General features: G+C 64.5%; 30 protein-coding genes and 1 pseudogene. 11 read left to right on the top strand and 20 right to left on the bottom strand.

What is annotated here, in order from left to right; genetic code table 11:
- Positions 1–83: 83 nt before the first annotated feature.
- Together CK224_RS22905 and CK224_RS22900 are read right to left on the bottom strand one after the other, a co-directional pair.
- Positions 84–611 carry a hypothetical protein gene (locus CK224_RS22905; RefSeq protein WP_095783336.1) on the bottom strand — a complete coding sequence of 176 codons (528 nt, stop codon included), beginning with the start codon at positions 609–611 and terminating at the stop codon, positions 84–86.
- Between the two features lie 5 nt (positions 612–616).
- Entirely contained in the window at positions 617–1,039 is a 423-nt protein-coding gene (locus CK224_RS22900; RefSeq protein WP_095783462.1) for an OsmC family protein, read from the bottom strand.
- 207 nt (positions 1,040–1,246) lie between these two features.
- Here CK224_RS22900 and CK224_RS22895 point away from each other — a divergent pair, with 207 nt between their 5' ends.
- Both CK224_RS22895 and CK224_RS31450 read left to right on the top strand, forming a co-directional pair.
- A complete protein-coding gene (locus CK224_RS22895) occupies positions 1,247–2,491 on the top strand; it encodes a cytochrome-c peroxidase (protein ID WP_095783335.1) in 1,245 nt (414 codons plus the stop codon).
- 185 nt (positions 2,492–2,676) lie between these two features.
- On the top strand, positions 2,677–2,820 hold the full coding sequence (locus CK224_RS31450; protein ID WP_156751089.1) for a hypothetical protein: 144 nt from the start codon (positions 2,677–2,679) through the stop codon (positions 2,818–2,820).
- An 86-nt stretch (positions 2,821–2,906) separates the two neighbouring features.
- On the opposite strand, the gene CK224_RS22890 is transcribed toward CK224_RS31450, so the two are convergent.
- On the bottom strand, positions 2,907–3,494 hold the full coding sequence (locus CK224_RS22890; RefSeq protein ID WP_095783334.1) for a dihydrofolate reductase family protein: 588 nt from the start codon (positions 3,492–3,494) through the stop codon (positions 2,907–2,909).
- Between the two features lie 105 nt (positions 3,495–3,599).
- Between CK224_RS22890 and CK224_RS22885 the strand changes: the two genes are divergently transcribed.
- Both CK224_RS22885 and CK224_RS22880 read left to right on the top strand, forming a co-directional pair.
- Positions 3,600–4,016 (top strand): helix-turn-helix domain-containing protein, encoded by a 417-nt coding sequence (locus CK224_RS22885; RefSeq protein ID WP_066992843.1) that lies wholly within the window; start codon positions 3,600–3,602, stop codon positions 4,014–4,016.
- 136 nt (positions 4,017–4,152) lie between these two features.
- Complete coding sequence (locus CK224_RS22880; RefSeq protein WP_095783333.1) at positions 4,153–4,875, top strand: 3-keto-5-aminohexanoate cleavage protein; 723 nt, start codon at positions 4,153–4,155, stop codon at positions 4,873–4,875.
- Positions 4,876–4,915: 40 nt separating this feature from the next.
- On the opposite strand, the gene CK224_RS22875 is transcribed toward CK224_RS22880, so the two are convergent.
- The 4 genes from CK224_RS22875 to CK224_RS22860 all read right to left on the bottom strand — a co-directional run bounded on the left by CK224_RS22875 (position 4,916) and on the right by CK224_RS22860 (position 8,464).
- The gene (locus CK224_RS22875; protein ID WP_095783332.1) at positions 4,916–5,317 is read right to left on the bottom strand and encodes a GFA family protein; all 402 of its coding nucleotides are present in this window, start codon (positions 5,315–5,317) and stop codon (positions 4,916–4,918) included.
- Positions 5,318–5,395: 78 nt separating this feature from the next.
- Positions 5,396–6,388, bottom strand: a complete 993-nt coding sequence (add, locus tag CK224_RS22870) for an adenosine deaminase (RefSeq protein WP_095783331.1) — start codon at positions 6,386–6,388, stop codon at positions 5,396–5,398.
- A 142-nt stretch (positions 6,389–6,530) separates the two neighbouring features.
- Positions 6,531–7,589, bottom strand: coding sequence for a Gfo/Idh/MocA family oxidoreductase (locus tag CK224_RS22865; RefSeq protein ID WP_095783330.1), 1,059 nt, complete (start codon positions 7,587–7,589; stop codon positions 6,531–6,533).
- 89 nt (positions 7,590–7,678) lie between these two features.
- On the bottom strand, positions 7,679–8,464 hold the full coding sequence (locus CK224_RS22860; RefSeq protein ID WP_066993181.1) for a ThuA domain-containing protein: 786 nt from the start codon (positions 8,462–8,464) through the stop codon (positions 7,679–7,681).
- Positions 8,465–8,681: 217 nt separating this feature from the next.
- Between CK224_RS22860 and CK224_RS22855 the strand changes: the two genes are divergently transcribed.
- Positions 8,682–9,437, top strand: coding sequence for a DUF4239 domain-containing protein (locus tag CK224_RS22855; RefSeq protein ID WP_095783329.1), 756 nt, complete (start codon positions 8,682–8,684; stop codon positions 9,435–9,437).
- A 3-nt stretch (positions 9,438–9,440) separates the two neighbouring features.
- On the opposite strand, the gene CK224_RS22850 is transcribed toward CK224_RS22855, so the two are convergent.
- From CK224_RS22850 to CK224_RS22835, 4 genes are all read right to left on the bottom strand, one after another.
- Positions 9,441–10,682, bottom strand: a complete 1,242-nt coding sequence (locus tag CK224_RS22850; protein WP_095783328.1) for a glycosyltransferase — start codon at positions 10,680–10,682, stop codon at positions 9,441–9,443.
- A 292-nt stretch (positions 10,683–10,974) separates the two neighbouring features.
- The gene (locus CK224_RS22845) at positions 10,975–12,561 is read right to left on the bottom strand and encodes a DUF2778 domain-containing protein (RefSeq protein ID WP_245426125.1); all 1,587 of its coding nucleotides are present in this window, start codon (positions 12,559–12,561) and stop codon (positions 10,975–10,977) included.
- A 507-nt stretch (positions 12,562–13,068) separates the two neighbouring features.
- On the bottom strand, positions 13,069–13,317 hold the full coding sequence (locus CK224_RS31445; RefSeq protein ID WP_176477998.1) for a hypothetical protein: 249 nt from the start codon (positions 13,315–13,317) through the stop codon (positions 13,069–13,071).
- A 286-nt stretch (positions 13,318–13,603) separates the two neighbouring features.
- Positions 13,604–14,083 (bottom strand): DUF2231 domain-containing protein, encoded by a 480-nt coding sequence (locus CK224_RS22835; protein ID WP_245426123.1) that lies wholly within the window; start codon positions 14,081–14,083, stop codon positions 13,604–13,606.
- A 236-nt stretch (positions 14,084–14,319) separates the two neighbouring features.
- On the opposite strand from CK224_RS22835, the pseudogene CK224_RS32005 reads away from it, so the two are divergent.
- Positions 14,320–14,473 (top strand): annotated as a pseudogene (locus CK224_RS32005) (SAM-dependent methyltransferase); the annotation flags it as partial.
- A gap of 29 nt (positions 14,474–14,502) precedes the next feature.
- Here the strand turns inward: CK224_RS32005 and CK224_RS22825 are convergent.
- The 4 genes from CK224_RS22825 to CK224_RS31440 all read right to left on the bottom strand — a co-directional run bounded on the left by CK224_RS22825 (position 14,503) and on the right by CK224_RS31440 (position 17,946).
- A complete protein-coding gene (locus CK224_RS22825) occupies positions 14,503–15,756 on the bottom strand; it encodes an NAD(P)/FAD-dependent oxidoreductase (RefSeq protein ID WP_095783327.1) in 1,254 nt (417 codons plus the stop codon).
- Positions 15,753–16,487: a methyltransferase domain-containing protein gene (locus CK224_RS22820; RefSeq protein ID WP_066999293.1), complete on the bottom strand. Its 735-nt coding sequence runs from the start codon at positions 16,485–16,487 to the stop codon at positions 15,753–15,755. The genes CK224_RS22825 and CK224_RS22820 overlap by 4 nt, the downstream gene beginning before the upstream one ends.
- Entirely contained in the window at positions 16,484–17,551 is a 1,068-nt protein-coding gene (locus tag CK224_RS22815) for a type III polyketide synthase (protein WP_095783326.1), read from the bottom strand. Before CK224_RS22815 ends, CK224_RS22820 begins: the two co-directional genes overlap by 4 nt.
- 236 nt (positions 17,552–17,787) lie before the next feature.
- Positions 17,788–17,946, bottom strand: coding sequence for a hypothetical protein (locus tag CK224_RS31440; protein ID WP_156751168.1), 159 nt, complete (start codon positions 17,944–17,946; stop codon positions 17,788–17,790).
- 231 nt (positions 17,947–18,177) lie between these two features.
- On the opposite strand from CK224_RS31440, the gene CK224_RS31435 reads away from it, so the two are divergent.
- The 3 genes from CK224_RS31435 to CK224_RS22800 all read left to right on the top strand — a co-directional run bounded on the left by CK224_RS31435 (position 18,178) and on the right by CK224_RS22800 (position 19,934).
- The gene (locus CK224_RS31435) at positions 18,178–18,324 is read left to right on the top strand and encodes a hypothetical protein (RefSeq protein ID WP_082980599.1); all 147 of its coding nucleotides are present in this window, start codon (positions 18,178–18,180) and stop codon (positions 18,322–18,324) included.
- A gap of 579 nt (positions 18,325–18,903) precedes the next feature.
- Positions 18,904–19,122 (top strand): hypothetical protein, encoded by a 219-nt coding sequence (locus CK224_RS22805; RefSeq protein ID WP_095783325.1) that lies wholly within the window; start codon positions 18,904–18,906, stop codon positions 19,120–19,122.
- A 107-nt stretch (positions 19,123–19,229) separates the two neighbouring features.
- Entirely contained in the window at positions 19,230–19,934 is a 705-nt protein-coding gene (locus CK224_RS22800) for an SOS response-associated peptidase (RefSeq protein ID WP_095783459.1), read from the top strand.
- Here CK224_RS22800 and CK224_RS22795 read toward each other — a convergent pair.
- The 4 genes from CK224_RS22795 to CK224_RS22780 form a co-directional block, all read right to left on the bottom strand.
- A complete protein-coding gene (locus CK224_RS22795) occupies positions 19,931–20,146 on the bottom strand; it encodes a hypothetical protein (RefSeq protein WP_095824658.1) in 216 nt (71 codons plus the stop codon). The genes CK224_RS22800 and CK224_RS22795 overlap by 4 nt on opposite strands.
- Positions 20,147–20,217: 71 nt before the next feature.
- Positions 20,218–20,697: a class I SAM-dependent methyltransferase gene (locus tag CK224_RS22790; protein ID WP_095783323.1), complete on the bottom strand. Its 480-nt coding sequence runs from the start codon at positions 20,695–20,697 to the stop codon at positions 20,218–20,220.
- A gap of 123 nt (positions 20,698–20,820) precedes the next feature.
- Positions 20,821–21,081: a hypothetical protein gene (locus CK224_RS22785; RefSeq protein WP_141245851.1), complete on the bottom strand. Its 261-nt coding sequence runs from the start codon at positions 21,079–21,081 to the stop codon at positions 20,821–20,823.
- 3 nt (positions 21,082–21,084) lie between these two features.
- Positions 21,085–21,345 (bottom strand): hypothetical protein, encoded by a 261-nt coding sequence (locus CK224_RS22780; protein ID WP_141245850.1) that lies wholly within the window; start codon positions 21,343–21,345, stop codon positions 21,085–21,087.
- Between the two features lie 132 nt (positions 21,346–21,477).
- Here CK224_RS22780 and CK224_RS22775 point away from each other — a divergent pair, with 132 nt between their 5' ends.
- Complete coding sequence (locus CK224_RS22775; RefSeq protein WP_095779104.1) at positions 21,478–21,678, top strand: hypothetical protein; 201 nt, start codon at positions 21,478–21,480, stop codon at positions 21,676–21,678.
- Positions 21,679–21,692: 14 nt separating this feature from the next.
- Here CK224_RS22775 and CK224_RS22770 read toward each other — a convergent pair whose 3' ends face one another.
- Positions 21,693–23,132, bottom strand: a complete 1,440-nt coding sequence (locus CK224_RS22770; protein ID WP_095783321.1) for an FAD-binding oxidoreductase — start codon at positions 23,130–23,132, stop codon at positions 21,693–21,695.
- Between the two features lie 221 nt (positions 23,133–23,353).
- Between CK224_RS22770 and CK224_RS22765 the strand changes: the two genes are divergently transcribed.
- Positions 23,354–23,596: a hypothetical protein gene (locus CK224_RS22765; RefSeq protein WP_095783320.1), complete on the top strand. Its 243-nt coding sequence runs from the start codon at positions 23,354–23,356 to the stop codon at positions 23,594–23,596.
- Positions 23,597–23,856 lie beyond the last annotated feature (260 nt).

Raw genomic sequence — 23,856 nt, 5'->3', positions numbered from 1 at the left:
GGTCCCCCCGATCGCTCGTTCCCGGGCTCAGTCTATGCGCAGCAGGCAGAGCAAGGCAACGGCCAGCCCCGGGGTCCTTCACCTCAAGCGTTCCGGCGGTACCCCTCCAGTTCCGGATCGAGATCCACCTTCACTCCATTGGTGAAGACGCAGGTCGCCACCATGATGCCGGCGAAGGCGACGAGGTTGACGAGCAACGTTTCGTCGTAGCGGGCCTTGAGCGCGGCCCAGGTCTCGTCGGCAACGGCATTGGCGTCGGCGGCGAGCGCCCTGCCGAAGGACATCAGCCGCGCTTCGTCGGGGCTGGGTTCAATCAGATCCGGATCGAGGCCGGAATCGATCAGCGCGCGACGGAAGAAGGTGACCGGGATCTCGGCGCGCATCGTCTCGGCGATCACCTTCGAAAACAGCCAGATCGCTCGGTCTTCGAGCGTCGGACGCAGGAGATCGCGCAGCGTGAACCATTCGGCATAGATGCGGTGCGCGGCCGGCGAGTGAAGCAGGATGCGCTTCATGTTGGTCATGCGGCCGCGCAGCGCAAGCTCCCGGTCATGCTCGGCGCGGATTTCGTCGGAGGCGGTCGCATAGTCGATCGCAGAGAGATGCGCCACGCCCCTCACCCCAGCATCGCGTGCAGCGCCGGCGCGCCGCGCAGCGTGTTGGAGACGGTGCAGATCGTCTCGGCGTCCTCGACGATGCGCTGCTTGGTCGCCGCGTCGAGATCGCCTGCGATCTGCAGCCTGATGGTGAATGTCTCGACCCGCGCCGGCTCGTCCTTCGCCTTCTCGCCGCCGACATCCGCCTTCACCTCGCCAAGCCGGTCGGCGACGCCGAGGCGGGTGGCGGCGATGCGGGCGCTCAGCACCATGCAGGCGGCCAAGGAGGCATAGAGCAGGTCGAGCGGGTTGAAGCCCGGCGCGCTGACCGCAGTCACCACGTCGACCGTGCCGCCGGTCGGCGTCGTTACCGCCGGCAGGCCGCCCGGCGGCAGCACGGCGGAGGCGCCGGTCGCACGCGTTCTGATCTTCAGCTCGCTCATCGAATGTCCTTCGTCCGGTTTGGAGGCCATTGATAGCGGACGGGAATTTATCTCGGCAACCATCCAGGGTGCAGCTGCGGTTCTCTTCGTGCGAGGAGATGTCCGTGGAGAGCGGATTTGCCGCGTACCGGCTTGGCAATTTGGCTCCGCCAGTCAACAATCCGCGGCACCGCGCTGCCGGGCCAATGGCAAACGGGATTGAGGGTCATGACACCACGGAAATCTGCCACGCTCGCCGCTGTTGCCGTCGCCGTCCTTTGGCCCGCCGCCGGCGCGCCGGCAGATGGCGTCCATCCTGGCCCGATGTCACGCACGCAAGCCTTCGCACGCGCCGAAGCACTGACGGCGATCGGGCGAAGAATGTTCTTCGACCCATCGCTGTCGGCTTCCGGCAGACAGGCCTGCTCGTCCTGCCACGATCCCAACCACGCCTTCGGTCCGGCCTCCGCCGCGCCGGTCGAGATGGGCGGGCCGAACCTCGACCGGCCTGGCCTGCGCGCGGTGCCGTCGCTGCGCTACCTGCAGGCGGCGCCCGCCTTCACCGAGCATTTCTACGATTCCGAGGACGAGGGCGACGAAAGCGTCGACAATGGCCCGACCGGCGGATTGACTTGGGACGGGCGCGCCGACCACGGCAAGGACCAGGCGAGGATCCCGCTGCTGTCGCCGTTCGAGATGGGCAACAAGGATGAAGCCGCCGTGGTCGCCGCCTTGCGCAAAGCGCCCTATGCCGACGCGTTCAAGGCGGCGTTCGGCGCGGATATTTTCGACCATCAGCAGGATGCCTTCGACGCGGCGGTCGAGGCGCTCGGCACCTTCGAGCAGAGCAGCGCCGACTTCTACCCCTATTCCAGCCGCTACGACGCCTTCCTTGCTGGCAAGGCGCAGTTGACCGCGCAGGAGTTGCGCGGCCGTGCGCTGTTCGAGGACGCAAACAAAGGCAATTGCGCGAGCTGCCATCTGAGCGAGCCGGCAAATGACGGCGAGCCGCCGCAATTCACCGATTACGGCCTGATCGCCATCGCCGTGCCGCGCAACCAGGCGATCCCGGCCAACGCCGATCCCAATTATCTCGACCTCGGGCTGTGCGGGCCGCTGCGGGCCGACTTCAAGGGCCGGAGCGAGTATTGCGGCCTGTTCAAGACGCCAACCCTGCGCAATGTCGCGCTGCGCAAAAGCTTCTTCCACAACGGCTATGTCCAGTCGCTGCGCGAGGCGGTCGCCTTCTACGCCACTCGCGACACAGATCCCGGCCGCTGGTATCCGAAGAACGCGGACGGCACGGTCGAGAAATTCGACGATCTGCCAAAGGCCTACTGGGGAAACCTCAACACCGACCCGCCCTTCAACGGCAGGAAACCAGGCGAGAAGCCGGCGCTGACCGACGCCGAGATCGACGACATCGTCGCTTTCCTCGGCACGCTGACGGACGCGGACCAGGCCGGGCAGTGACGGCGACTGAAGGCTCACCGCAGACTTCCCCTGCCAAAATAATCGGTGGACGCGTCTTGTTTGCGTGGCTTCCGTCACAGACCGACAGAAAGCATCTGCTACATTAGCATCCCGTCAGAGCGGGGGCTCAAATGAGATTCGTAGCGGTGCAAGAACCGCCTCATCATAGCTGGGCGGTGTTCGACATGGCCAATGACAAGCCCGCCGAACATGCCGGGCGCGCGCTCATCGGTCTCACGTCGCACGAAGCCCGGCGGTTCGCCGCCGCGGCCAACGACGAGGCGGGGTATCGGGAAACCAACGCGCTGGCGTCGCATCCAGGCGGGTAAGGCATGGCACTGACGGTTCGCAATTCGCCGGGAAACGACAACCGAACAAGCGGTTGAGACGGCGTGCTGCCAGATTGATTCAAGCCTCACCCGGCCGGCGCGTAGCGGTTCACCACCATGCCGCAGGCATAGGCTTTCGAGCCGGTGAGCTTCAGCCTGGCGAAGCCGCCCTGATCGAAGATGCGACGACCGGCACCCAGCACCGCCGGGTTGATGAAGAGCTGGAACTCGTCGACCAGCCCGGCGGCGATCAGCGCCGAGGCGAAGCCGGCGCCGCCGAAGACGGCAATGTCGCCGCCCTCGCCCGCCTTCAGCGCATTGATCTCGCGCGGCAGATCGCCGCTCGCGACCCTGGTACGCTCCCACCGCGACGCCTTCAGCCTGTCGCTCAGCACCACCTTGTCGGCTGTCACGATACGCTGGGCGAAGGCATAGAACCGGTCTCGCGGAAATTTCCTCGCCGCATCGCCCCAGTGATTGAGGTAGCCCTCCTCGGCCATCTTGCGGCTGAGCAGAATCGTGTCGACGGTTGCGAACACGGCATTGAAGTCCTGCTTGAGCTCGTCGTCCCAGTCGCTCTCGTCGCCCCATTCCCAAAGCTGCCAATGACGGTTCTCATCGGCGCCGACGAAGCCGTCGACCGACATCTGCATTTGCAGGATGAGCTTTTTCATTGCGCGGTCCTCTCGCATCTCCAAACACGGTTTACTTTTGAAATCATTTGACGCGCGGAAAGAATGCTGTCAATTGAAAAGTGATTTACAAATGGAACTAACTTCATGTCGACGAAGGAAAGGTCCGGCTGCCCGATCAGCCTGTCGCTCGAGCTCATCGGCGACCGCTGGACGCTGCTCATCATCCGCGACCTGGCCTTCGCCGGGAAAAGGCATTTTCGCGAGTTCCTGCAGTCGGACGAAGGCATCTCGTCGCGCACGCTGGCCGAGCGGTTGCAGACCCTGGTCGACGAAGGCGTCCTCACCCGCAGCGACGACCCGACCCACAGGCTGAAAGCGATTTACCGGCTGACCGAGGCCGGCATCGACCTTTTGCCGATACTCGCCACGCTTGGCGCTTGGGGCAGCAAATATCGAAAGGCGGATGAGGATTTGGCGCGGGTTGCCAAGGAACTCGCGGCAGGCGGCCAGCCGGCGCTGGAGCGGATGAAGAAGAGGTTGAGGAAGGAGCATTTGGGGTAAGGCGTTCCACGCCGCCAATTGCCCAAAGTCGAGTTCTACGGCGAAGGATCGCGGCGTCGATAAGATCCTGCCCCCAGGTTCCGTTTCCAGTCTATGCACCCCTGCGCTAGACTCCGCCTGAACAGGATCGACCGCCATGATCGTCCAGGCCTGCATCAACGGCGCCCGCCCCGCGGATTTTCACCCCGCCCTGCCGCTCGACCCGGATGCCATGGCACGCGACGGCGCGGCCTCGGTTGCGGCGGGTGCCGCCGAACTGCATGTGCATGCGCGCGGCGCCGACCGGCAGGAAAGCCTTGCCCCGGAAGCGATGGACCGGACGGTGACGGCGCTGCGCCGCGCCTGCCCCGGCACGCTGATCGGCGTTTCGACCGGCGCCTGGATCGAGAAGGACGACAGGCCCACGATTGCCGCCATCGCCGGCTGGCATGAGCTGCCCGACTACGCCTCGGTCAATCTCAGCGAGGCGGCGGCGCCCGAAGTGATGGAAGCGTTGCGCAACCGCGGCGTCGGCATCGAGGCCGGGCTGGCGTCGATCGGCGATGCGCTCAGGCTGGCCAGCCTCGATCATGGCCGCCGGGTGCTGCGCGTCCTGATCGAGATTTCCGAGCAGACGCTGGAGGAGGCCTTTGCCGTCGCCGACGGCATCGAAACGCTGCTGCAACGCGAAGGCATTCACCGCTCGATCCTGTTGCATGGCGAGAACGCGACCGTGTGGCCCTTCGTCGAGCGGGCGGCGGCGCGGAAGTTTTCGACCCGTGTCGGGCTTGAGGATGGGAAGGAGTTGCCTGATGGGACGGTGGCGGACGGGAATGCGACGCTGGTGAAGGCGGCGGTGAGGATCTATCGCCGGGCGTGACTTGGTTCCTCGCCTCATGGGGAGGACCCAAGGCCAAAAGTCAGCCGAACTTCGTCAGCGGCTTGGCGGTTATCTCGACCCATTCGCAGCGCCGGCTGCGGTGGTAGAAGGATTGGAAGGGCGGCGGGAACGACGGATCCGCGAACGTCCCTGCCGGAATCGCAGTAAGGCCGGGCTGCGTGTCGATGCGATAGTGCACTGTGGTCCCGCAATCAGGGCAGAAGCTGTAGGTTATCTGCCCGCCCTGCTCGCCAGTGCGCGTGAACTGCAGCGCGCGCCCGTCTATCGTCACATCGGCCTCGGCAAAGCGCACATTGTAGCTGAAGGCGCTGCCTGTGCGCCGCTTGCAGTCGAGGCAATGACACACCGAGATGCGCACCGGCTCGCCCGCGCAGGTGGCCGACAGCTGACCGCAGGAACATTCGGCGCGTCGCGTGACCATGCTGGCTCCTTTCGACCGAGTCTCGGCACCTTATGCAGTTCGGCGGCGTGGTGAAAGCACCTATCCGCCGAGCGTCGCCTATCCCTGCCAGGCCGTCAGATCCGCCAGTATCCGCGCCTTCACCGCCGGGTCGGCGTAGCTCGCATGCACCGATGTCGCGGCGAGCTGGCGGATTATTTCAGTGTCCCAGGCGAAGGTCTCGGCGCAGGCGGCGTAAGAGGCTTCGAGCGTCGTGCCGAGCAGCGCCGGATCGTCGGTGTTGATGGAGACGGGAACGCCGGCTTTGCGCAGAGCGTCGATCGGATGCTCGGCAAGCGAAGGATAGACGCCGAGTGCGATGTTGGAGATCGGGCAGACGCCGAGCGGAATTCGCCTCTGTGCGAGCAGGTCGACCAGAGCCGGCTCCTCGATCGCGCGAACGCCATGGTCGATGCGATCGGCGCCAAGCAGCTCGATGGCGTCGCGAACGCCCTCGGGACCGCTCGACTCGCCGGCGTGGACGGTGCGTCGCAATCCGGCCGTGGCGGCGCGGCGGAACGCCTCGGCAAAGCGCGGACCGGTGCGCCCGGCGGCCGCCTCGTTGCCGTCGATCGAAAGGGCCACGACGCGCGGGTGCCTGATCCTGCTCAGCAACTCCACCAGTTCGATGGCGTCCTCGGCCGACTGGGTGCGCAGCAGGCTGATGCAGAGCCCGACCGGCGGGTATCCATCCTGCTCGGCCGCCGCGAACCCGGCATCGAAGGCGTCGATCATCCCGGCGATGTTCCGGTGCCAGTGCGGCCAGTGGGTCGGATTGACGATGACATCGGCGTAGCGCACGCCGCTCTTGGCCATGCGCCGCGCAAATTTATAGGCGGTGATGGCCAGCTGCTCGCGCGTACGAAACGTGCCGCACAGCCAGTCGAGCATTTCGAGGAAGCTCTTCAGATCATGCGCCTCGAAGAGCCTGTCGCGCGGCGCGCGCAGCGGGATGCCAGCCTCCTCGCAATTCCTGATCACGTCGTCGGCCTCGAAGCAGCCCTCGACGTGGATGTGCACTTCGGCCTTCGGCAACCCGATATAGTCGGTCAATGAAGCCTCCCGAGCTTTGTGGCCGCATCAAATCACGAAAGGCGAGATCAAGGCTTCAAGAAATGATTGAAAGATTTGTGTGTGATGGCCGCCAGTCTTCCCCCGTTGCGGGCCGTTGCGGGGGAGATCGGCAGGTTCGGCCTCACTGCGTGTCCGCGTGGGCTCTCAGCTCGGCGCGCTTCTCGTCCGACACCACCGCCAGATCCAGCACCTTCTGCAGACCAGCCGCATGGCGGAAATTGGGCTCGGCCTGCACGCCGCTTTTCACCGCCTCGACGAAGCGCTGGTAGTTGGTCGGCACGGTGCCGGCGTCGAGCTCTTCCCATTTGGCGTCCTCGACATTGGCACCGATGCAGCCCTTCAACATCGAGCCATTGAGATTGTGCACCACCTCGATGCCGCCCTTGTCGCCATAGATGCGCAGCCTGAGCTCGTTGAGATGGCCGCTCGCCCAGCGGCTGGCATGCACCACGCCGAAGGCGCCGTTGGCGAAATCGAGCGTCATGGCGAAGCTGTCATTGGCGTCGAGCTGGTATTCGCCGATGCGGTTGCCCGGCGCCTTGTCGAAGGCGCGCAACCGACAGAATACGTGGTCGATATCGAGGGCGGCGCCATAGCTGGCGAAGTCGAGGATGTGGATGCCGACGTCGCCGAGCACGCCGTTTGAGCCGTGGCCGCGCGAGAGCCGCCAGAGCCACTTGGGGTCGTTTCGCCAGTCGCCCCAGAATTTCGATACCAGCCAGCTCTGCAGATAGGAGGCCTCGACGTGGCGCACCATGCCGATCTCGCCGGCCTGCACCATTTGTCGCGCCTTCTGCAAAGGCGCGACGTTGCGGTAGGTGAGGTTGACCATGTTGACGACGCCGGCGGCTTCCGCCGCATCGGCCATCTCGCTTGCCTTGCCGAAATTCTCGGCCAGCGGCTTTTCGCAAAGCACCGGCTTGCCGGCGGCGATCAGCGCCATGGTGGTCGGGTGATGGATGCGGTCGGGCGTGACATTGGCGACCGCGTCGAAACCGTCCCAGTCGAGCGCCGCCTCCAGCGAGGTGAAGCGCTTCGGGATCTTGTAGGCGTCGGCATATTCGCCGACGCGGGCCGGATCGACATCGACGGCACCGACGATGTCGACGCCTTCGATGGCGCCGAAGCGGCGGGCATGCTCCTGCGCCATCCAGCCGGTACCGAGTATCAAAAGCCGCATTTTGCTCCTCCAGAGGAATTGGTTCGATTCAATGATATGAGGCGGGCGATCTAATTGTCGTTGATACGCAATCCCAGACAGAATACGGTTTAGCGGAAACCAGCCTCGCCGGGCGCATGCAGCTTGCCGCCGCGTTCGACGATCGGCTCCAGCGCCTTCTCCACCGGCACGTTGGGTGCTTTGAGGATGGCGGAATTCCTGCCCTGCGGGTTGTGCGCCCACTTCACTGCGTTGCGCAGCACCTTGTGCACGGTCGCGTCGTGGTAGGTCGGATAGGTTTCGTGGCCTGGGCGGAAGTAGAAGACATTGCCGGCGCCGCGCCGGTAGGTAAGGCCTGAGCGGAACACCTCGCCGCCCTGGAACCAGGAGATGAAGATTGTCTCCAGCGGCTCCGGCACGGCGAACTGCTCGCCATACATCTCCTCGTTCTCGAGCTCGAAATACTCGCCGATGCCTTCGGCGATCGGGTGGCTGGGGCTCGTCACCCAGAGCCGTTCGCGCTCGCCGGCCTCGCGCCATTTGAGCGTGCAGGGCGTGCCCATCAGCCGTTTGAAGATTTTCGAGAAATGGCCGGAGTGGAGCACGATCAGTCCCATGCCTTCGAAGACGCGGCGTGCGACGCGCTCGACCATATCGTCGGCCACCGCGCCATGGTCCTTGTGACCCCACCAGACGAGCACGTCGGTCTCGGCGAGGCGGGATTCAGGCAACCCATGCTCCGGCTGCTCCAGCGTCGCGGTCGAGGCGGAGATCGCCTTGTCGGCGTTGAGCGCGTTGGCGATGGTCGTGTGCATGCCTTGCGGATAGATGCCGGCGACCACCTCATTGGTCCGCTCATGGATGTTCTCGCCCCAGACGACAGCGCGAATTGTCATGGATTGCCTCGTGATGGTGAGAGGGTGGAGCCGCCCGGCGCAATAGATAGCGTCTTCGGCCGGCATTGGAAGCGGTTTTTGCCCTTCGCTCCGCTGCACATGACGAAGAGCCCGAAAGCATCGTTCGCGAACAACCACATACGCCTGTATGCTTCCGCTTTGATTCAACCACCTCCACCCAATTGGCAACCGTCCTTTCCCGTGCGCAATATCAGCTATGGGCGAAGTGCTTATAGGGGCGGCGATTTTTGCTTGTCTGGCCGGGGCGTCGCTGGTCAGCCTGATGGTGCATGAGCGCTTCCCTGCTCACCACCTTGGCGACGATACCAGCGCGGTGGTGCGGCTCGCCGCGAACCTCTTCATGGTGATGTCCTCGCTGGTCCTCGGCCTGATGATCAACTCGGCCAAGAACACGTTCGAATCCATCAACGTCAACGTCCACACCTTCGCCACCGATCTCATTCTGCTCGACAGAACGCTCCGACACTATGGACCGGAGGCGGACGGCGCCCGGCAATCGCTCACCGCCTATGTGCAGCGCGTCGTCGATACCTCGACCGCCGACAGCGACACGACGGTCGTCCCGAACAGGCTGTCGGAACTGCTGCTCAATCAGGTCGGCGATATCGTGGGCGGATTGACCCCTGCGAATGCCAAGCAGACCGCCGCGCAACAGGCGGCGACGCAGCAGCTGCAGAAGGTGATCGCGCAGCGCTGGATCCTGGCCGAGCAGTCCGAGGGTGCCATCCCCGCGCCGCTGATCGCGCTGCTCGTTGCCTGGCTGACGCTGATCTTCGCCAGCTTCGGCTTCCGAGCACCGTGCAATGGAACCATCATCTTCACGTGCCTCGTGTCCGGGGCGCTGGTGGCCGCGGCAATCTATCTGATCATCGACATGGACAGCCCCTTCTCCGGCCCGATCCAGGTCTCGCCGGCGCCCCTGCAGAGGGCGCTGGCGGAACTGACGCAGTGAAGGTCAGGCACGACCGAACATCTCGATCAAAAGCTTCGCCGCCACCGCCGCGCCGTCGGCGCGGACCGAACGGGCAACCTCGCTCGCACGGATGCGGGTTTCGGGCGCCAGCGCCGTCTCCATCGCCGCCGACAATGACCCCGCTGTCGGAACCGGCCCGTCATGAGCTGCGCCGATGCCGAGCTCGGCCACCCGCCGCGCCCAGTACGGCTGGTCGCCGATCTGCGGCACCACCAGTTGCGACGCTCCTGCCCGCGCGGCGGCGACGGTCGTTCCGGCACCGCCGTGATGCATGACGGCGGCGACGCGGCGGAACAGCGCCTGCTGGTTGACATCGCCGACGGCGAAGCAATCGTCCCGGTCGTCGGTAAGGCCAAGCTCGGCCCAGCCACGCGCGACCACCGTGCGCCGGCCCTTGGCGCGGACCGCCTCGATGGCCGCGCGGCCGGCCTCCTTGGCCACGGCAATGGAGCCGAAGCCGACATAGACCGGAGGTGGGCCGGCTTCGAGGAATGCCTCCAGCCCGTCGGGCAGCGGCCGCTCGTCGGCCAGGATCCAGGCGCCGGTCTGCCTGGCATCGGTCAGGTCCGAGGGCAGCCACGGCCCGAGCGCTGGGTCGCAGGCGAGCAGGACCGGATCGCCGTAGACATAATCGCGGACATTTTCCACCGCAGGCAATCCGAGCGACGCGCGCCAGCTGTTGATCGCTTGGCTGAACAGCGCGTTCTTGGTCGCGATATCCGTCTCCCACAGCAGCCGGTTGTCGGTCACCCCGGCTGGAAGCGGATGTCCCGGATATTCATGCGGCCGGTTGTGCACCGACGGCAGCCAGATCGGACAGAAGGTGGCAAGGATGTAGCGCATGTGCCGCTGCCCGGCGACCAGCCGCGCGGCGGCACAGGACGGAAACAGGCCGCAGGCCACCACGGCATCGCAGCCTTCGGCGGCCGCCATGAGCGTATCGTATTGCCTGGCGAGGATCGCGGCCGCCTGGCCGGAGATGAGCGCGGCCACGTCCTTCGGCGATTCCGATGCCCTGCGCCGCGTCATCTCCTTTACCCATTCGCGCACCGGTGCGAAGGCCGGCACCAGCTCCACACCGGCACGGGCGCACAGCGCTGCAAATTCTTCATCGCCGGGGACACTCACCCGCACCTCGGCGCCGAGCGCCTGCAGTCGCTCGCCCAGCGCCACCACCGGCTCGACATCGCCGCGCGAACCGTAAGTCGACAGTAAAATTCGCATGCAAACTCCCTTTCCTAAACTGAGGTCAAGGGCAGCGTACATAGGGCATTGCCGGGGGCTTGCCGCAAGCCCGGGCTGCGCCATATATGCTTTCTGGGAGAGGGAGTTCTCCCTTTCCTCATCCGCAATTCGATGGAACCGGTCACTGCCGCTGTTGCAAGAGACGTGGCGAAGACATCAAGCGCGTGCGTCGACCGCGCCGCGCGTCAACGGCGGTAAAGACCGCAAACCGTCAAGAGATCAAAGGCAGCCTACCGGCAACAAGCTGCTGCCGGCATAGTGGCGGGCGGGGTCAGCCCTGGCGGCCTTCCTGGGCGACCTGGGTGGGCGACCCGTTCAGGCGCGGCACAACGACCAGGCGCTTGATCTTCCCCTTCTTGAAGGCAGAGAGGAAGCGGCCATAATCCTTGAAGGCCACGCAGCCGCTGGATTGGGCTGGGGCGCCGCGCAGCAGATAGGTATGGGCGAGCAGACCGTTGCGGTTATATTTGTTCCTGCCGCTGGTCGGCGTCAGCCGGATGGCCTCGACGCCGTGGAAGCGCGATTCACGCAGCGACAGATTGTAGGTGTCGGGCGGCGTCGGGCCGGAATTCTTGCGGTTGGCGAAGCGCGGCTGGTCGGCCATGGCGCCCTTCCCCGAATGCGCCTCCAGCTTGGAGCCATCGGGCATGTAGACCGTCGCCGTCGAGATGTCATAGACGGCGACGCCATTGCCCGTCGAAGGACTGTTGAACAGACCCCTGAAGGCGTTGCCGAGACCGCCGCGCTCGGGCGTGTCCGGCTTGGCGTAGGCGAGCATCTCGGAGGCTTGCGCCTTGCTGCGCTTGGCCGGCGCGGCCTCAATCGGCTTCGCACCCTGCACACCCGGAAGCGCCTGGTCGGAGCTCCTCAGCGAGCGCGGCGTCTGCGCACCTTCGGCGGAGTCGACAACGGTCGGCTGCGGCTTGGCCGGCTGCGGTTTGGCCGACTCCGGTTTGGCAATTTGGGGCCTTGCCGCCTGGCTTGCCTGCGGCTTGGCCGGTTCCGGCTTCCTCGCGGCATTCTGTTCAGGCGCTTCCGTCACGCGCCCGAGGGCGGTGCGCGGCCTCAAACCAGGCACTGCGATGCTGTCGGGCAAACCATCCTGCGGCGGCAGCGAAGCGACCTGCACTTCAGCTTTTCCGTCGTCGCCGGAAGCGCCGGCCGTCATCTCAGGCGCGTCGCCGCTGGCGAGCGCGACGGCGGTCGGCACGTCGACCGTCTCTTCGGGCATGACATTGGCAAGCGCCAGCGCCAGTTCGGACGCGCGCTGAACGTCGACCTGATTTCCGCCAAAGCGTGACTCGGCCGGGCCGCTCAAGGTCAGCCCACTCCGGGCCGAACCGCTATCGGCCGCGCCGCCGAAGCGGCTTGCCGACGGCAAGCTCGCCAGCAGGACCGGAGCGTTCTCGGCGCGCCGGAAGGCATCGGCCAGTTTCTGCGGCGAAAGCCCGGCGCGCTTGATGACGCTGTCGAAACGGTCGGCGACGTCCGCGGCGGAAGCCGCGACAACCTTCTCATGCGATACGCTATCCGGTGCCGGTTTCAGCCGCGCGGCCTTGCCGTCATGCACCAAGCTGGAAGGGTTTGGCGTGGAGCTCGCAAAGCTGGCTGCGAGCCTGAGGCAGCCGGCATCGCAGCCGCGGGTGAGCGAGCCCGTCTTGTGCGCACCGTTCGCGGCAAGGCGCGGCGCCCAGGCGTTCGCGACCTTGCGGCGCTGGTCGCCAAGCACGATGCTATGCGGCGCAAGCAGGCTCTGCGGCAATCCGTTGGAGGCGGCGGTGAGCGAGGTACTCACGGAATAGAGGCCGGCCATGGTCGCGACCGACCACAGGGCCAGGGCAGCGCCGACAGCAGGCACCACAACCCAACGATGACCACCAGATTTCTTCGAAGTTACCCCCTCTTCAGGAGCGTCACCCCGGTTCTTCAAACGCAAAAACGCCATACGACCACTCTCAATCGGCATGCCGGTTTGCGGACCTGGCACCCGTCACGATCACAGTTCGCCTGGTGCCCCCTGCACCTTCACGCGTCTGTTGCCGATTGATTCAAAAGATGGACAAAGATGGTTAACCAATCCCTCCACCAATCGCCATTGTGGCGACGGTCCATACGAAAAAAGAGCCCTCCATGGTCTGCGCCACGGTAAAAATGCTCTCCCTCAGCCGCTTTGCTGCCCGTTTTTGCGGACCGAGTCAAGCAAGCGCGAAGGTTCTACCCTTTCGGGCGATCGCCAGCTAAGAACGGATTGAGGTTAAAAAACGGCAGGAAGAGCCTGGCGCGAGCAGCTGCGGCATCTCTTCCAGGGCGGCAGATCGCAACGTCAACCCCGATGCGGGAAGACAGCATTCGCCGCGCCAGACAATCAAGGACGGAGCTGTCGAGCCGGATTGCGTCGCGACGGTGCGGTGCGGCGCTCCGCAAGCGATTGCAACAACTCCGCTTCGGCGCTGAAGCCGTTTTGGAAGGCTTCGAGCACGTCGGAGGCAAGCTGTTCTCTTTCGCCCCCGTCTTTTAACGCCAGACGGCGCTCGTTGCACAACTGATCGAATACTTTCTGGAGGAGCTCCAGCTCGACTGGCGTGAATATTCCGCTGTGCTTGGTGAAAGCCATACGCCTCCCTCCCCCTTAGATGGGCGAAAGCGCGATCTACTCTTTCAAGCGTCCGTGTTCCTCGTCAGAGTGCGCACGACAAGGCATCCTACACCTTTCCGGCCGGCCTATCGATTCCGTCGTAGTCGTAGATCGGACCGTTCAAGCTGCCCCGCTTCAGTCGGGCGACGCCGCGGGCGCCTTGGAGCTGTTCAACTTTTGAATCGCTTGCCCAATCCAACTGGTTGTTTTTACATAGCTCCAGTGAAATCCTAGAGCTATTTCAATCACCGGCAAACGGGCGCATTCAGCGCATTCGGTCCGGATCGTCGGCAACGCCGACGTGGTGCCGATAGACCATTCCCCAACCCTTCCAGCCGGTGAACAGAAGGATGAGGACAACGATCAGCGACAGGACAAGGCCAACCGGCACTACCGCTGCCTCCGCGTCGGCATACCGCGAGTACCAGTTGTAAAGTTCGACGAGAACGACGACAACGTTGCCGCCGGCGTGAAGCCATGCGTCCTGGAGATTGCGAATCTGGGTGTCGCCGAGGACATCGGTCAAGCCGGCAAGAGCCGCCAGCACGGCCATGATCAGACCGGCCCCCAGCAGCCAGAGCGTAGCGGTGACCCAGCCCGGATTGCCGGTTCGCCAGAAGATAAGGTCGCAAACGAAGGTCGCGACGAAGAAGGCGATCGGGAACGGTATCAGCATTGCATGAACAGGATGGCCGGCAATGCTTGCCGTGCTGTGCGGATTGCGAGGGATCGTGTGCTGGACCATCGTAGGGCCTCCTCGAGGCGTGGCGAGCGCCGCCCTCAGGCCACATCACAACGCATCAGGGGCTCGGCGGCAGAAAGCCGGATATATGCAAACTCCGGTTGAGCCGGAATGTTCCATAACCCGACTGCGCTGCGCGGAACGAAATTCACGCACCGCTATAGGCGCGTATGCCAGTGTGGGCTCGACTCGAAAGCGAGCTGAAACGATAGTGTGCTCTTGTCGCGCGTGATCCAATGCCACGCATCCCGGCGGTGGCTTATTGTCACGGCACTCTTCTTCGCAACGAAATCCAAGCCAGGGATCGGCAAAACTGGAGCAGCAACGGATTACGCCACTTCGGTGATTGCGGACAGGCACGGCAGCGGTGAGGTCGCCGCCAAAATTCAGTCGACATCATCGTGGCTGAACTCTAGGCCAACCTATCGAGCCAGGCGCGCATCGGCCAAACCGGGGACAGGTTTTGTCTTGCCGCTGAGCCGCGCTCCAAAGGTGAGCGTGCGTGGAAAATTGCGGACGACTACCTCCATCAACGCGACGCCCCCGGGGCCGAGGGCTAGCCGAGCCAGGGCTTCGGCGGCTAGGACCCGCGTGGAGAATAATCTTCGCCAGACCGCCTCGTAGCGTTTGCCGGCCGCTTCCCGTCCCGCCCGCCCGCTCGCCGCCCCGCAGAGTTCCTGAGCCACAAGCCAGCCGGACTGAAGCGCCATCGATATCCCCTCGGCGATAATCGGATGCGACTCGCCAGCGACATTGCCGACGCGGAAGATGTCCGCTTCGTAGCCTGCGCGGATGCCCGGCCGGATCGGGCCTGCGGCGAGCCACGGACCGTCAAGACGGGCATCCGCCAGCGCGTCCCGCGCGCCCCGGCATGTCGCCCTGATGTGACGCTCGACGGCTTCGGCCGCCGGAACATGGCCGCCGCGTTCGCGGGCAAGGCTGCCGCGCAGCCGGGCAAGCACGTCGCGCCTAATGCAGCACGAGATCGATAGGCGGCCACGGTCGGCGAGCACCATGCCGCCGTAGCCGCCGGGAAACGTGAGTAGCGGCATCAGATCGGGCGGCAGCGCCGACCCGGTGAAATGCGCCTTGAACCCGAGCAGGTCCGAGGAGCGGCTTTGCTTCCCGAGCTGGCTCGGCAGCGGCCCCGGCTCCCACGAACCGTGTGCAGCGACGATTACCGATGCCCGCAGGGTCATCCCCTCCTCGCCGGGACTGCCGCTTGTAGCCTGGATCCGCACCGCCCCGCGGTCGCCATCCCTTTCGATGGCGACGGCACGGCAGGGCTGGAACACTTCCACGCCAGCCGAGCGGGCCGCGTCGAGCAGCAGCGTGTCCAATATGTCGCGGCCAAGCGCGCGGCCGAAGCCGTTTCTTGCTGCGGGTCCGGATCGCGCGCCCGGCATCGGCGCCTCGATGCTGGCATTGCCGGAAAAGAGGCCGACCCGGCGTATTTCCGGACCGGCCTCGCCGCGCCAAGCATCGCCGATACCCAGCCGGTCAAGGAGCGCGAGGTTGCTTGCCGAGATGTATTCGCCGCATACCTTGCGGCGCGGAAACGCGCTCTTCTCCACGATCGCGACAGCCCATCCGCGCCGGGCGAGCGCCAGCGCCGCCGACGTGCCCGCCGGGCCGGCGCCGATGATGATCGCATCGTGGGTGGATGCGCGCTTCACGGCTTATCCCTGGGCGCATCCCCGACCTGGATCGCCGAGGCCCCGACAAAGACATGCGAGAAAGGCCCTGCGCGCCGTTCCTCGAGCGGGTTGCCGCCGGCGGCAGCCCAAAGATCGGAAAGCTCGTGGCCGCGAAAGCCGGCGCGGACGCTTTCAACCGCATCATGTCGCGTGACGTCGTTGACGCCAATTGCCGGCAGAAGCCGAGCCGCGACCAGTGCAAAGCCCGCCCGCAGCGGTTCCGTCGCCAGGATGAGCGGCGCCTTGGGCCGCAAAAGCGAGAACAGGCGAAGCAGTGCAGCATCGTTGAAATGATGCAGGAACAGGTTGACCGTGATCGCGTCGAAGGCCCTGCCATCCGCCCTCTCTGCCCAATCGAAGACATCTGCGGTGATGGTTTCGATCGTCCATCCCAGCCCGGCGAAATCCGCCGCGAGCTTCGGCGTGGCGAGGCCGATGCGATCGAGCATCGTCAGCTCCACCTGGCGCCAATCGCGTGCCATGCGCCTCGCCACCCTGAGCATGAAGGTGCCGTCACCGGCGCCGATCTCCAGGATGCGGCCCGGCGGCCTCGCCAAAAATTTCCGCATGAGCGAGGCCATGATCGGCGCCTGGAACATCAGCGCGTTGATGCGGGCGAGATCGCGGCGCGAGCGGATTGCCCGCGCATCGTCGGCCGCGAGTCCGTCCAGGATTTCCGGAACGAGGCTGCGTTCAGCGAGCGCACTCATGAAACGGTCCTGAACAGCATGGTCTCGGCCGTCAGCCCGGGCCCGAACGACATGCCGCAGCCGAGCAGCCCGCCCGGCTTCTTCAGCATCTTCTCCATCACGAACATGACGGTTGGCGACGACATGTTGCCATACTGGCGCAACACCTCGCGCGACGGCTCGAGCGCGGCGGGCTTGAGTTCAAACGCCCTTTCGACCGCGTCGAGAATGCTGCGGCCGCCGGGATGCACAGCCCAGAGGTCGATCGCTTCCGGCGCCCGGCCTGCGAGGATCGCGTCCCGGTTGCTGCGCAGGGTTTCCTGGACAGCGGCCGGCACCTTGCCGGAAAGAACCATGTCGAAACCTTGGTCACGGATATCCCAGGTCATCAGTTCGCGCTGCTCGTTCGCGACGGCGCAGCGGAAGGAGTCGAGCTCGATGCCGGGCGGCTCGGCGGTGACGATGCTCGCAGCGCAGCCGTCGCCCCAGAGGCAGAAGCAGAGCAGCTTTTCCAGTTCGGTGGTTTCCCTGATGTGTAGTGTGCAGATCTCGATGTTGACCAGCAGTACCCTTGCCCCCGGATCGGAGCGTACGATGTGGCGTGCAAGCTTGAGGCCGTTGACCGCAGCGTAGCAGCCCATGAAACCGATCATCGTGCGTTCGACGCCGTCCGCAAGGCCGCAGCGCTGAACCAGGTCGAGGTCGATGCCGGGCGCGGAGAAACCCGTGCAGGTGGTGACGATGAGGTGTGTGATGCGCGAAGCCTCGTTGCCGAGATGCAGCCCGTCGACGCCCTTTTGTGCCAGCGTGGGTGCGGCCTCTGCGAACATAGCCATTCTGGCGGCCGTCCCGGGAAATGCCCCCCGCTTGAAGATCCCGCCGAGATCGACCGACGGCCCTTCGGGGTCGAGAGCCGGGGCAAAGCAGGAGAAGCGGTGGTCAATGCCGGCAAGCCCGGCCATGCGTTCGAATAGTTTCCTGCGGTCGCTGCAGAGCATGGAGGCCGCGTAGCGCAGGTAGAACTGGTGGACTTCATGCTCCGGAACCGCCGTCGCGATCCGGTTGATGTAGGCGTTAGCGGACATGTACTGTCTCCCTGGGCCTCGGCGTGGTGCGCGCTGTTGCGGAGGGGTTCCTTGCTCATGAGCGCGCTTTGGCAGGCGCCAAGCGCTGACCGTTGCCTGTTCGATAAACGTTTCGGAAAACCTGTTTCTTCCCTGGCGTGTGATCCCGAAACTAAAAGATTTGAAGGGGATAATAGGCAAATCAAAGTGTTACAGCCTTTTCCGCGCCCTAGCAGCAGGCAAGGATTTCGGGTCGATCACTTGCTGCCCTGCACCGTTCCGGGCACGATCAAGGCTCCCTGATCGCGCTCTGAATATCTGAAGCCGATAAAGAACAAGGCGATGATGATGAGGCCGACCGCCAGCACGATGGCGAGGGTCCTTCCCGGGTTTTCGGCAGGGGGCCTATCTAGCATGGTGGTTCGCCTCCCATATCAACCTGGCGAGGGCGGGAAGGGTTCCCGGGCGGGTAGAACGCTCGCCCAGTCCGACATTGACGGTATCGGCAAGGAAGCGGGAAGCGCACCCCAGCGGGCGAATAGCGACTACCGGCGATAGCTGCAAATTGCATCAATCGAATTGTGAGAAAATTAATCAGCGCTTTCTAATATTGTTGGTCACCCGGCAAGAATTCCGGTAACGGACCCATGACCAAGAACCTCGGCAACGCCAAGCCCAGCGCCCCAGCGGGCGAGATAAGATCCTCGCCATTCGGCAGGATAGCGCCGGCGCTGTTCCCGCTGGCAGTCGTGGCGCTGGGCTACCTCGTGGGCAAGCAGTTCTTCGGTTTCTGATGCTGGGCAAATGTTCTGTGGAGGCGGGCCGGAGCCTCGCGCGGGCCGGTGGTCGTATTCGGCCGTTTGCGCCCCTCCCACTGCTTTGGTCCTAGGGCCTAGGTCGTTCTTGCCCTTGCATTAGTACAAGCGCATGTTCGAAGTAGCCGGCAGGCTCGCAAACTCCGGTCAGGCCCGGCCGCCGAACCCAAACACCCCCCCAGGCTGCCGGGCCGTCGGCGCGCCTTGCAAGCAAGCCCTCCACACCACCGATCGGTCCGCAACCAGCGCTGCTGCCGCGGTGGACCTGCACGCGCTCACAATCGCTCCAAAGCGCTCGAGAGGCGTATCGTTGCGCGGATCGGCGCCGCATCGAAGTCGAATTCTACCTTGGGTGTCCTTCAAGCTTTCAGTGTCTGGATTTTATCCATTTTGAACGGCCGTTACCGGAAATCTGTATTTTCGACATCAAGTGTGCTCGTGCCTTGCAACTATTCTCCGGCTGAGGATAATAAGCGGTTGCTTGCGGCGACCCTTCGTGCGTTAAATCGTATTGCTGTTCGAGGATGCAATTCTTAGGGCGACGAGCTGGAGCTGCACATGGTGGCAGGCGAACCAGACAGTGTCCGCGTAAAATTCATCAACGGCCAATGGCTGGTGCGCGTCGTCGAAGGCGGCCGGCTGGCCCATCAGTTGTTCAACATCCACGCGGAAGCCGAAGCCTTCGCCGAGGAGGAACGCCACCGGCTGGGCCTGCCGGGCGAGCCGCCGGCCGCGGAGCCGGTCGAGCCAAAGCGGCGCCGCGGGCGCAGACACTGAGCGCCCAATATCCTCAATTTCGTGTGGCTTGCCATCGCCTCACCGGCAACCAGTTTGCGCTCCGCGGAAAATGCGGGAACAATCGGCGGGACGGGGAAGTGCTGCCGATGTGCAATCTTTACAACATCACCACCAGCCAGGAAGCGATCCGCCAGTGGACGCGAGCGCTGCGCGACATTTCGGGCAATCTCGAACCTTCGGTCGACATCTATCCGAACCAACCGGCGCCGGTGGTGCGCAATGCCGCCGACGGCAGCCGCGAGCTCGCCCGGCTGCGCTGGGGCATGCCGACGCCGCAAGAACGCGTGCGCGGCAATGCCGATCCCGGCACGACCAACATCCGCAACCCCCAATATGCCCACTGGCTGCCTTATCTCGGCGTCGAGAACCGCTGCCTGGTGCCGGTGACGAGCTTTGCCGAACCCTCGCCAAAGCCCGGCGACAAGGATCCTGAAACGGGCGTGCAGAAGAATTTCTGGTTCGCGCTCGGCGAGGACCGCCCGCTGTTCTTCTTCGCCGGGCTGTGGACGCCCTGGCATGGCGTGCGCAAGGTGAAGGAAGGTCCGGGCGACCACGAGCTCTACGGCTTCCTGACGACCAGGCCGAACGCGTTGATCGCGCCGATCCACGAAAAAGCGATGCCGGTGATCCTGACCACCGAGGCGGAGACCGAGCTGTGGCTGACAGCGCCATGGTCGGAGGCGAGGACGCTGCAGCGGCCGGCGCCGGACGACGCGCTGGTGATCGTGGACAAGCCGGCGACGCAAATCAAGTTTCCGGCGGAACCGCCGGCGCAGGGGTCGTTGTTTTAGCTCCTCGCCTTCTGCAGCACCCAGATATAACCCTTGGGCGGGTGATCCTGGTCGATGAACTGGGTCTTGACCTCAGTGTCCTTGCCGCCGCAGCGCTTGCAGCGGAAGCGGATGGTTTCGAGCGGCTTGTTCCAGCCGACCACCTTGGCCACGTCGTTCGCTTTGAAGCGGCCGGCGTGGTAGCAGTGGCGGCATTCGACTATGAGCAGCATGTTGGCCTTGACCACCCGGCCGACGAAGCCGCGGAAACGGATGCCGGATGTGAAGTGAGCTGTGGTGGCGGCTAGTTCACGCGCCAGAGGAAATAAGGCCAGTCCGGCGTGTCGAAGGGCAAGGGGGTCCAGCGCGGCGACTGCATCGCCCGATCGCTGACCACTAGGCCACCCGGTGCCATCAACGCATCGATGAGCGCCGCCAGCCAGCCGGCCTGGGCGGTGTCGCGGGCGCGGTCCTCACTGCCGAAATCGGCATGGGCCAAGGCTGCGGGCGCGCAGCCGGACAAGGCGGGCAGCGTTTCGCGGAAATCGCCCAGCACAAGGTCGGCGCTGGCCGGCGCCGCATCAGCCGGGGCGTGCAGGTCGCGGTCGAAGGCGATGATCCGGCGGTCCGGGAACAGCTTGCGCAGATGGCTGTAGGTGCGGCCCTTGCCCAGGCCGATCTCCAGCACCGGGCCGGGCAAGCCCCGGGTCTCCTCCGCCGCCCGCTCCAGCGCCCGGCGCTGGGTGGTGAGGCGGGCGATCATGCGGTCGAGGCGGCTGTCCATGGGCACTCCGGGCAGGCTCGATGGTGTCGAGGGCCGCCACTGTAGCTTCGGCCAGGGACACCGTCGATCCCGAACGCGGCAAAACCAGGTCTCAGAAATAGCTCGCGTGTTGAGTGACAGCTGCTATCCCCTCGCCTTCTGCAGCACCCAGATATAACCCTTGGGCGGATGGTCCTGGTCGATGAACTGGGTCTTGACCTCAGAGTCCTTGCGGCCGCAGCGCTTGCAGCGGAAGCGGATGGTTTCGAGCGGCTTGTTCCAGCCGACCACCTTGGCCACGTCGTTCGCCTTGAAGCGGCCGGCGTGGTAGCAGTGGCGGCATTCGACTATGAGCAGCATGTTGGCCTTGGCCGCCCGGCCGACGCTGTCCATGGGTCCGGCCATTTCTCATGTCCGGTCTGAATAATCCTCAGGCAGCGGCAGCAGGCCGAGCCAGGCGGCGCGGAAATCGAGGTCCCTGCCCGCCACCGCGCCCATCATCTCATGCAGCCTCTCCACCAACCCGTTGAGCCGCCAGTACATTTCGCCGTTGGTCTTGAGATTGAGCTGCGCCGCCAGCACGGTCTGGCGCAGTTCCAACGCATCGCGAATGATCGCCTCCGCGTTCGACCGGAACAATCTGTCATAGCGGCTTTTCCGTCTGCCCAACGCGGCTCTCCGTGATCCTGAGCAACCGCCCCATCTGCTGACAAAATAGGAACCCGTTCCTCGCTGAGTCAATTCGTCGTTGACAATTTTGTTCTCTTTTTGTTCACATGCTAGTGGAAACCTGCACCCGAGATGGATCACATCGTCAGGCTCGACAGCCGCGAGGAAGCGGCGCTTCAGGCAATCGCCGAGCGGTTCATCGCCCGGCACAAGGGCGACCCGGTGAAGGCGCTGAAGGAGATGATCGTGTTCAACGGCCATCTCCAGCAACGGCTCGACGCGCTCCAGGCTTCAAGGCTTCGTCAACGAGACGCGTCGGGACGGCGCGGCTGAGGCATGCTGCCCCGTCAGGCGGCCCGCAGTCCTTCCTTCGGACGCAGGTTCTGGTTCATGCGGAACAGGTTCTGCGGATCGTAGCGCTGCTTGATCTCGAGCAACCGGCGATAATTGCCGCCATAGGCCGCTTCGACACGGTCGACCTCATCGTCCGGCATGAAGTTCACATAGGCCGTTCCGGCAGCATGAGGCTTTGATGCTTCATAGATGTCTCGAGCCCATTCGATGCAGGCCTTGTCCATGGCCGGTTCGCGCCAGCGGGCGTGAACGTTCATGACGAAATGCGAGCTCCGCTGCGGAAACGCCGTCGCATCCGCCGGGACGCGGCCAGCGACGCCGCCGACATGGCCGAAGAATATCTCGCATTCGGGACCCGGAAGCCTGGATATCGCGGTCGTGGTGATCTCGATCGCGCTGTCGGAAAGCTCAGTGAAGTCATGGCTCTTCCAATAATTGCGGGCGCCAGGCGCGAGCAGCGGATCGAAGGCCTGCTGCCAGCCCGTGAACGGGTTGGGACCGACGACGTCGGCGATCGGCGTGCCGATGGCGCGGAGCTTTTGCGTCGCCTTTTCGCCAGCCTCGATATCGCCGCAATAGCACATGGCCAGCACCAGCACTTCCTTGCCGTGCCATTCGGCCGGCAGGAAGGGCAGCGGCGGCGCCTGCCGCATGACCACCCAGCAGGTCAGTTCGTCGGGGGCGGTTTCGAGCGCGGCGCGGTATTCCCGAAGCACCTTCCCGGCATCGGCGAAGGGATGGACCACAAGGCCCGACAGCACTTGCGGCCCGAACTGGTGAAGTTTGAACTCGAACCCCGTGACGACGCCGAAATTGCCGCCGCCGCCGCGCAGCGCCCAGAACAGGTCCGCGTTCTCGGTCTCGCTGGCGCGCAGCAGCTTGCCGTGCGCGGTCACCACGTCGGCCGAAACGAGATTGTCGATGGTCAGCCCGTATTTGCGGGTGATCCAGCCGAAGCCGCCGCCCAGTGTCAGGCCGGCAATACCTGTGGTCGAGTTGATGCCGGTCGGCAGCGCCAGTCCGAAGGCCTGTGTTTCCCGGTCGACATCGACAAGCGTGGCGCCGGGTCCGACCCAGGCGCGCCGCGCCGCGACATCGACCCGCACAGACTTCATCATGGAGAGATCGATGACGAGGCCGCCCTCGCAGATGGCGCTGCCGGCAATGTTGTGACCGCCGCCGCGCACGGAGACGAGAAGTCCGTTCTCACGGGCGAAATTCACCGCGGCAACGACATCGGAGGCGCCGACGCAGCACGCGATCAGCCCGGGCCGCCGGTCGATCATGTCATTCCAGATTCTGCGCGCGCCGTCGTAGCCGGCGTCACCCTCCCGCAGCACCGCGCCGCGTATTTGCGTCGAAAGCGTTTCCAGGGCGGCGGCATCGACCGTGGTCTTGCCACCCTCAAGGGCAGTGAAGCTCATGGCATTCATGAATTCCTCCCGTTCTTGTTGATGAGCCCCCTCCGCCCGAATTTTAGTGTGCGCTCATGTTAAGCATCCCGCAAGTTATCGCGGGCAGCGAGCCGGCCGTGCGGGCCCTGCTCAACAAACGATTGGCAAGAACGGCACGCGCCTTGCCTGCAATCTTGACGGGCAGGAATAACAGGCTTTCAATCAAGAGAGATTATCGCTGCGGATATGGGGAACGCCGCATGAAACGCATGCTGTTTGCCTGTTCGATATCGCCTGTTCTGCTATTGTCAGCGAACCGGGCGTTTGCGTTCAATTTCGGCTTCGTCAGAGTGCCGGACTGGATGGATCCTTATATCGGCATGCTCGTTGCCGTCACCTTCTTCTTCTGGCTCGGACTGGCGGCGACAAAGCCGAGCGGCGTGCCGTTCAAGCAGGTGCGGTATGTCGCGATTTCGCCATGGCCTTCTTCTTCACCATCATGATGATTATGCTGTTCGCCGGCATGGGCCTGAGGCGATACGCTGAGTGGACCGGCGCAGCGTAGAGCGGGAGCGAAACGGGACAGATCGACGCTCTTTCGCGCCCCCTTCTGTCCTGCTGGAGATCTCCCCCTCAACGGCAGGGGAATCGCAGATAAGTTGATTGGCTATTGCCAAGCCGCAAAGGAAGGATTCTTGAGAGGCTTTCTCGTAGCAGAGGAGGCCCGAGTGCGGCTTGTTTTGTCGATCCTGCAAGCAGTTCG

Origin of the sequence: Mesorhizobium sp. WSM3862 (genome assembly GCF_002294985.1) — a bacterium.
Lineage (GTDB): Bacteria > Pseudomonadota > Alphaproteobacteria > Rhizobiales > Rhizobiaceae > Mesorhizobium.
Note: the sequence above shows the minus strand (reverse complement) of the source record. Positions and strands in the feature narration are given on the sequence as shown.

Coding starts and splice junctions, on each gene's coding strand:
- CK224_RS22765 (WP_095783320.1), top strand. CDS start 23,354: ATGAAACGCATGCTGTTTGCCTGTTCGATATCGCCTGTTCTGCTATTG.
- CK224_RS22820 (WP_066999293.1), bottom strand. CDS start 16,487: ATGAGTGCGCTCGCTGAACGCAGCCTCGTTCCGGAAATCCTGGACGGA.
- CK224_RS31450 (WP_156751089.1), top strand. CDS start 2,677: ATGGCCAATGACAAGCCCGCCGAACATGCCGGGCGCGCGCTCATCGGT.
- CK224_RS22835 (WP_245426123.1), bottom strand. CDS start 14,083: ATGGTCCAGCACACGATCCCTCGCAATCCGCACAGCACGGCAAGCATT.
- CK224_RS22900 (WP_095783462.1), bottom strand. CDS start 1,039: ATGAGCGAGCTGAAGATCAGAACGCGTGCGACCGGCGCCTCCGCCGTG.
- CK224_RS22785 (WP_141245851.1), bottom strand. CDS start 21,081: ATGGCCGGACCCATGGACAGCGTCGGCCGGGCGGCCAAGGCCAACATG.
- CK224_RS22885 (WP_066992843.1), top strand. CDS start 3,600: ATGTCGACGAAGGAAAGGTCCGGCTGCCCGATCAGCCTGTCGCTCGAG.
- CK224_RS31435 (WP_082980599.1), top strand. CDS start 18,178: ATGACCAAGAACCTCGGCAACGCCAAGCCCAGCGCCCCAGCGGGCGAG.
- CK224_RS22850 (WP_095783328.1), bottom strand. CDS start 10,682: ATGCGAATTTTACTGTCGACTTACGGTTCGCGCGGCGATGTCGAGCCG.
- CK224_RS22860 (WP_066993181.1), bottom strand. CDS start 8,464: ATGACAATTCGCGCTGTCGTCTGGGGCGAGAACATCCATGAGCGGACC.
- CK224_RS22770 (WP_095783321.1), bottom strand. CDS start 23,132: ATGAATGCCATGAGCTTCACTGCCCTTGAGGGTGGCAAGACCACGGTC.
- CK224_RS22805 (WP_095783325.1), top strand. CDS start 18,904: ATGGTGGCAGGCGAACCAGACAGTGTCCGCGTAAAATTCATCAACGGC.
- CK224_RS22790 (WP_095783323.1), bottom strand. CDS start 20,697: ATGGACAGCCGCCTCGACCGCATGATCGCCCGCCTCACCACCCAGCGC.
- CK224_RS22815 (WP_095783326.1), bottom strand. CDS start 17,551: ATGTCCGCTAACGCCTACATCAACCGGATCGCGACGGCGGTTCCGGAG.
- CK224_RS22795 (WP_095824658.1), bottom strand. CDS start 20,146: ATGCTGCTCATAGTCGAATGCCGCCACTGCTACCACGCCGGCCGCTTC.
- CK224_RS22895 (WP_095783335.1), top strand. CDS start 1,247: ATGACACCACGGAAATCTGCCACGCTCGCCGCTGTTGCCGTCGCCGTC.
- CK224_RS22775 (WP_095779104.1), top strand. CDS start 21,478: ATGGATCACATCGTCAGGCTCGACAGCCGCGAGGAAGCGGCGCTTCAG.
- CK224_RS22890 (WP_095783334.1), bottom strand. CDS start 3,494: ATGAAAAAGCTCATCCTGCAAATGCAGATGTCGGTCGACGGCTTCGTC.
- CK224_RS22855 (WP_095783329.1), top strand. CDS start 8,682: ATGGGCGAAGTGCTTATAGGGGCGGCGATTTTTGCTTGTCTGGCCGGG.
- CK224_RS31440 (WP_156751168.1), bottom strand. CDS start 17,946: ATGCTAGATAGGCCCCCTGCCGAAAACCCGGGAAGGACCCTCGCCATC.
- CK224_RS22875 (WP_095783332.1), bottom strand. CDS start 5,317: ATGGTCACGCGACGCGCCGAATGTTCCTGCGGTCAGCTGTCGGCCACC.
- CK224_RS22880 (WP_095783333.1), top strand. CDS start 4,153: ATGATCGTCCAGGCCTGCATCAACGGCGCCCGCCCCGCGGATTTTCAC.
- CK224_RS31445 (WP_176477998.1), bottom strand. CDS start 13,317: ATGGCTTTCACCAAGCACAGCGGAATATTCACGCCAGTCGAGCTGGAG.
- CK224_RS22865 (WP_095783330.1), bottom strand. CDS start 7,589: ATGCGGCTTTTGATACTCGGTACCGGCTGGATGGCGCAGGAGCATGCC.
- CK224_RS22800 (WP_095783459.1), top strand. CDS start 19,230: ATGTGCAATCTTTACAACATCACCACCAGCCAGGAAGCGATCCGCCAG.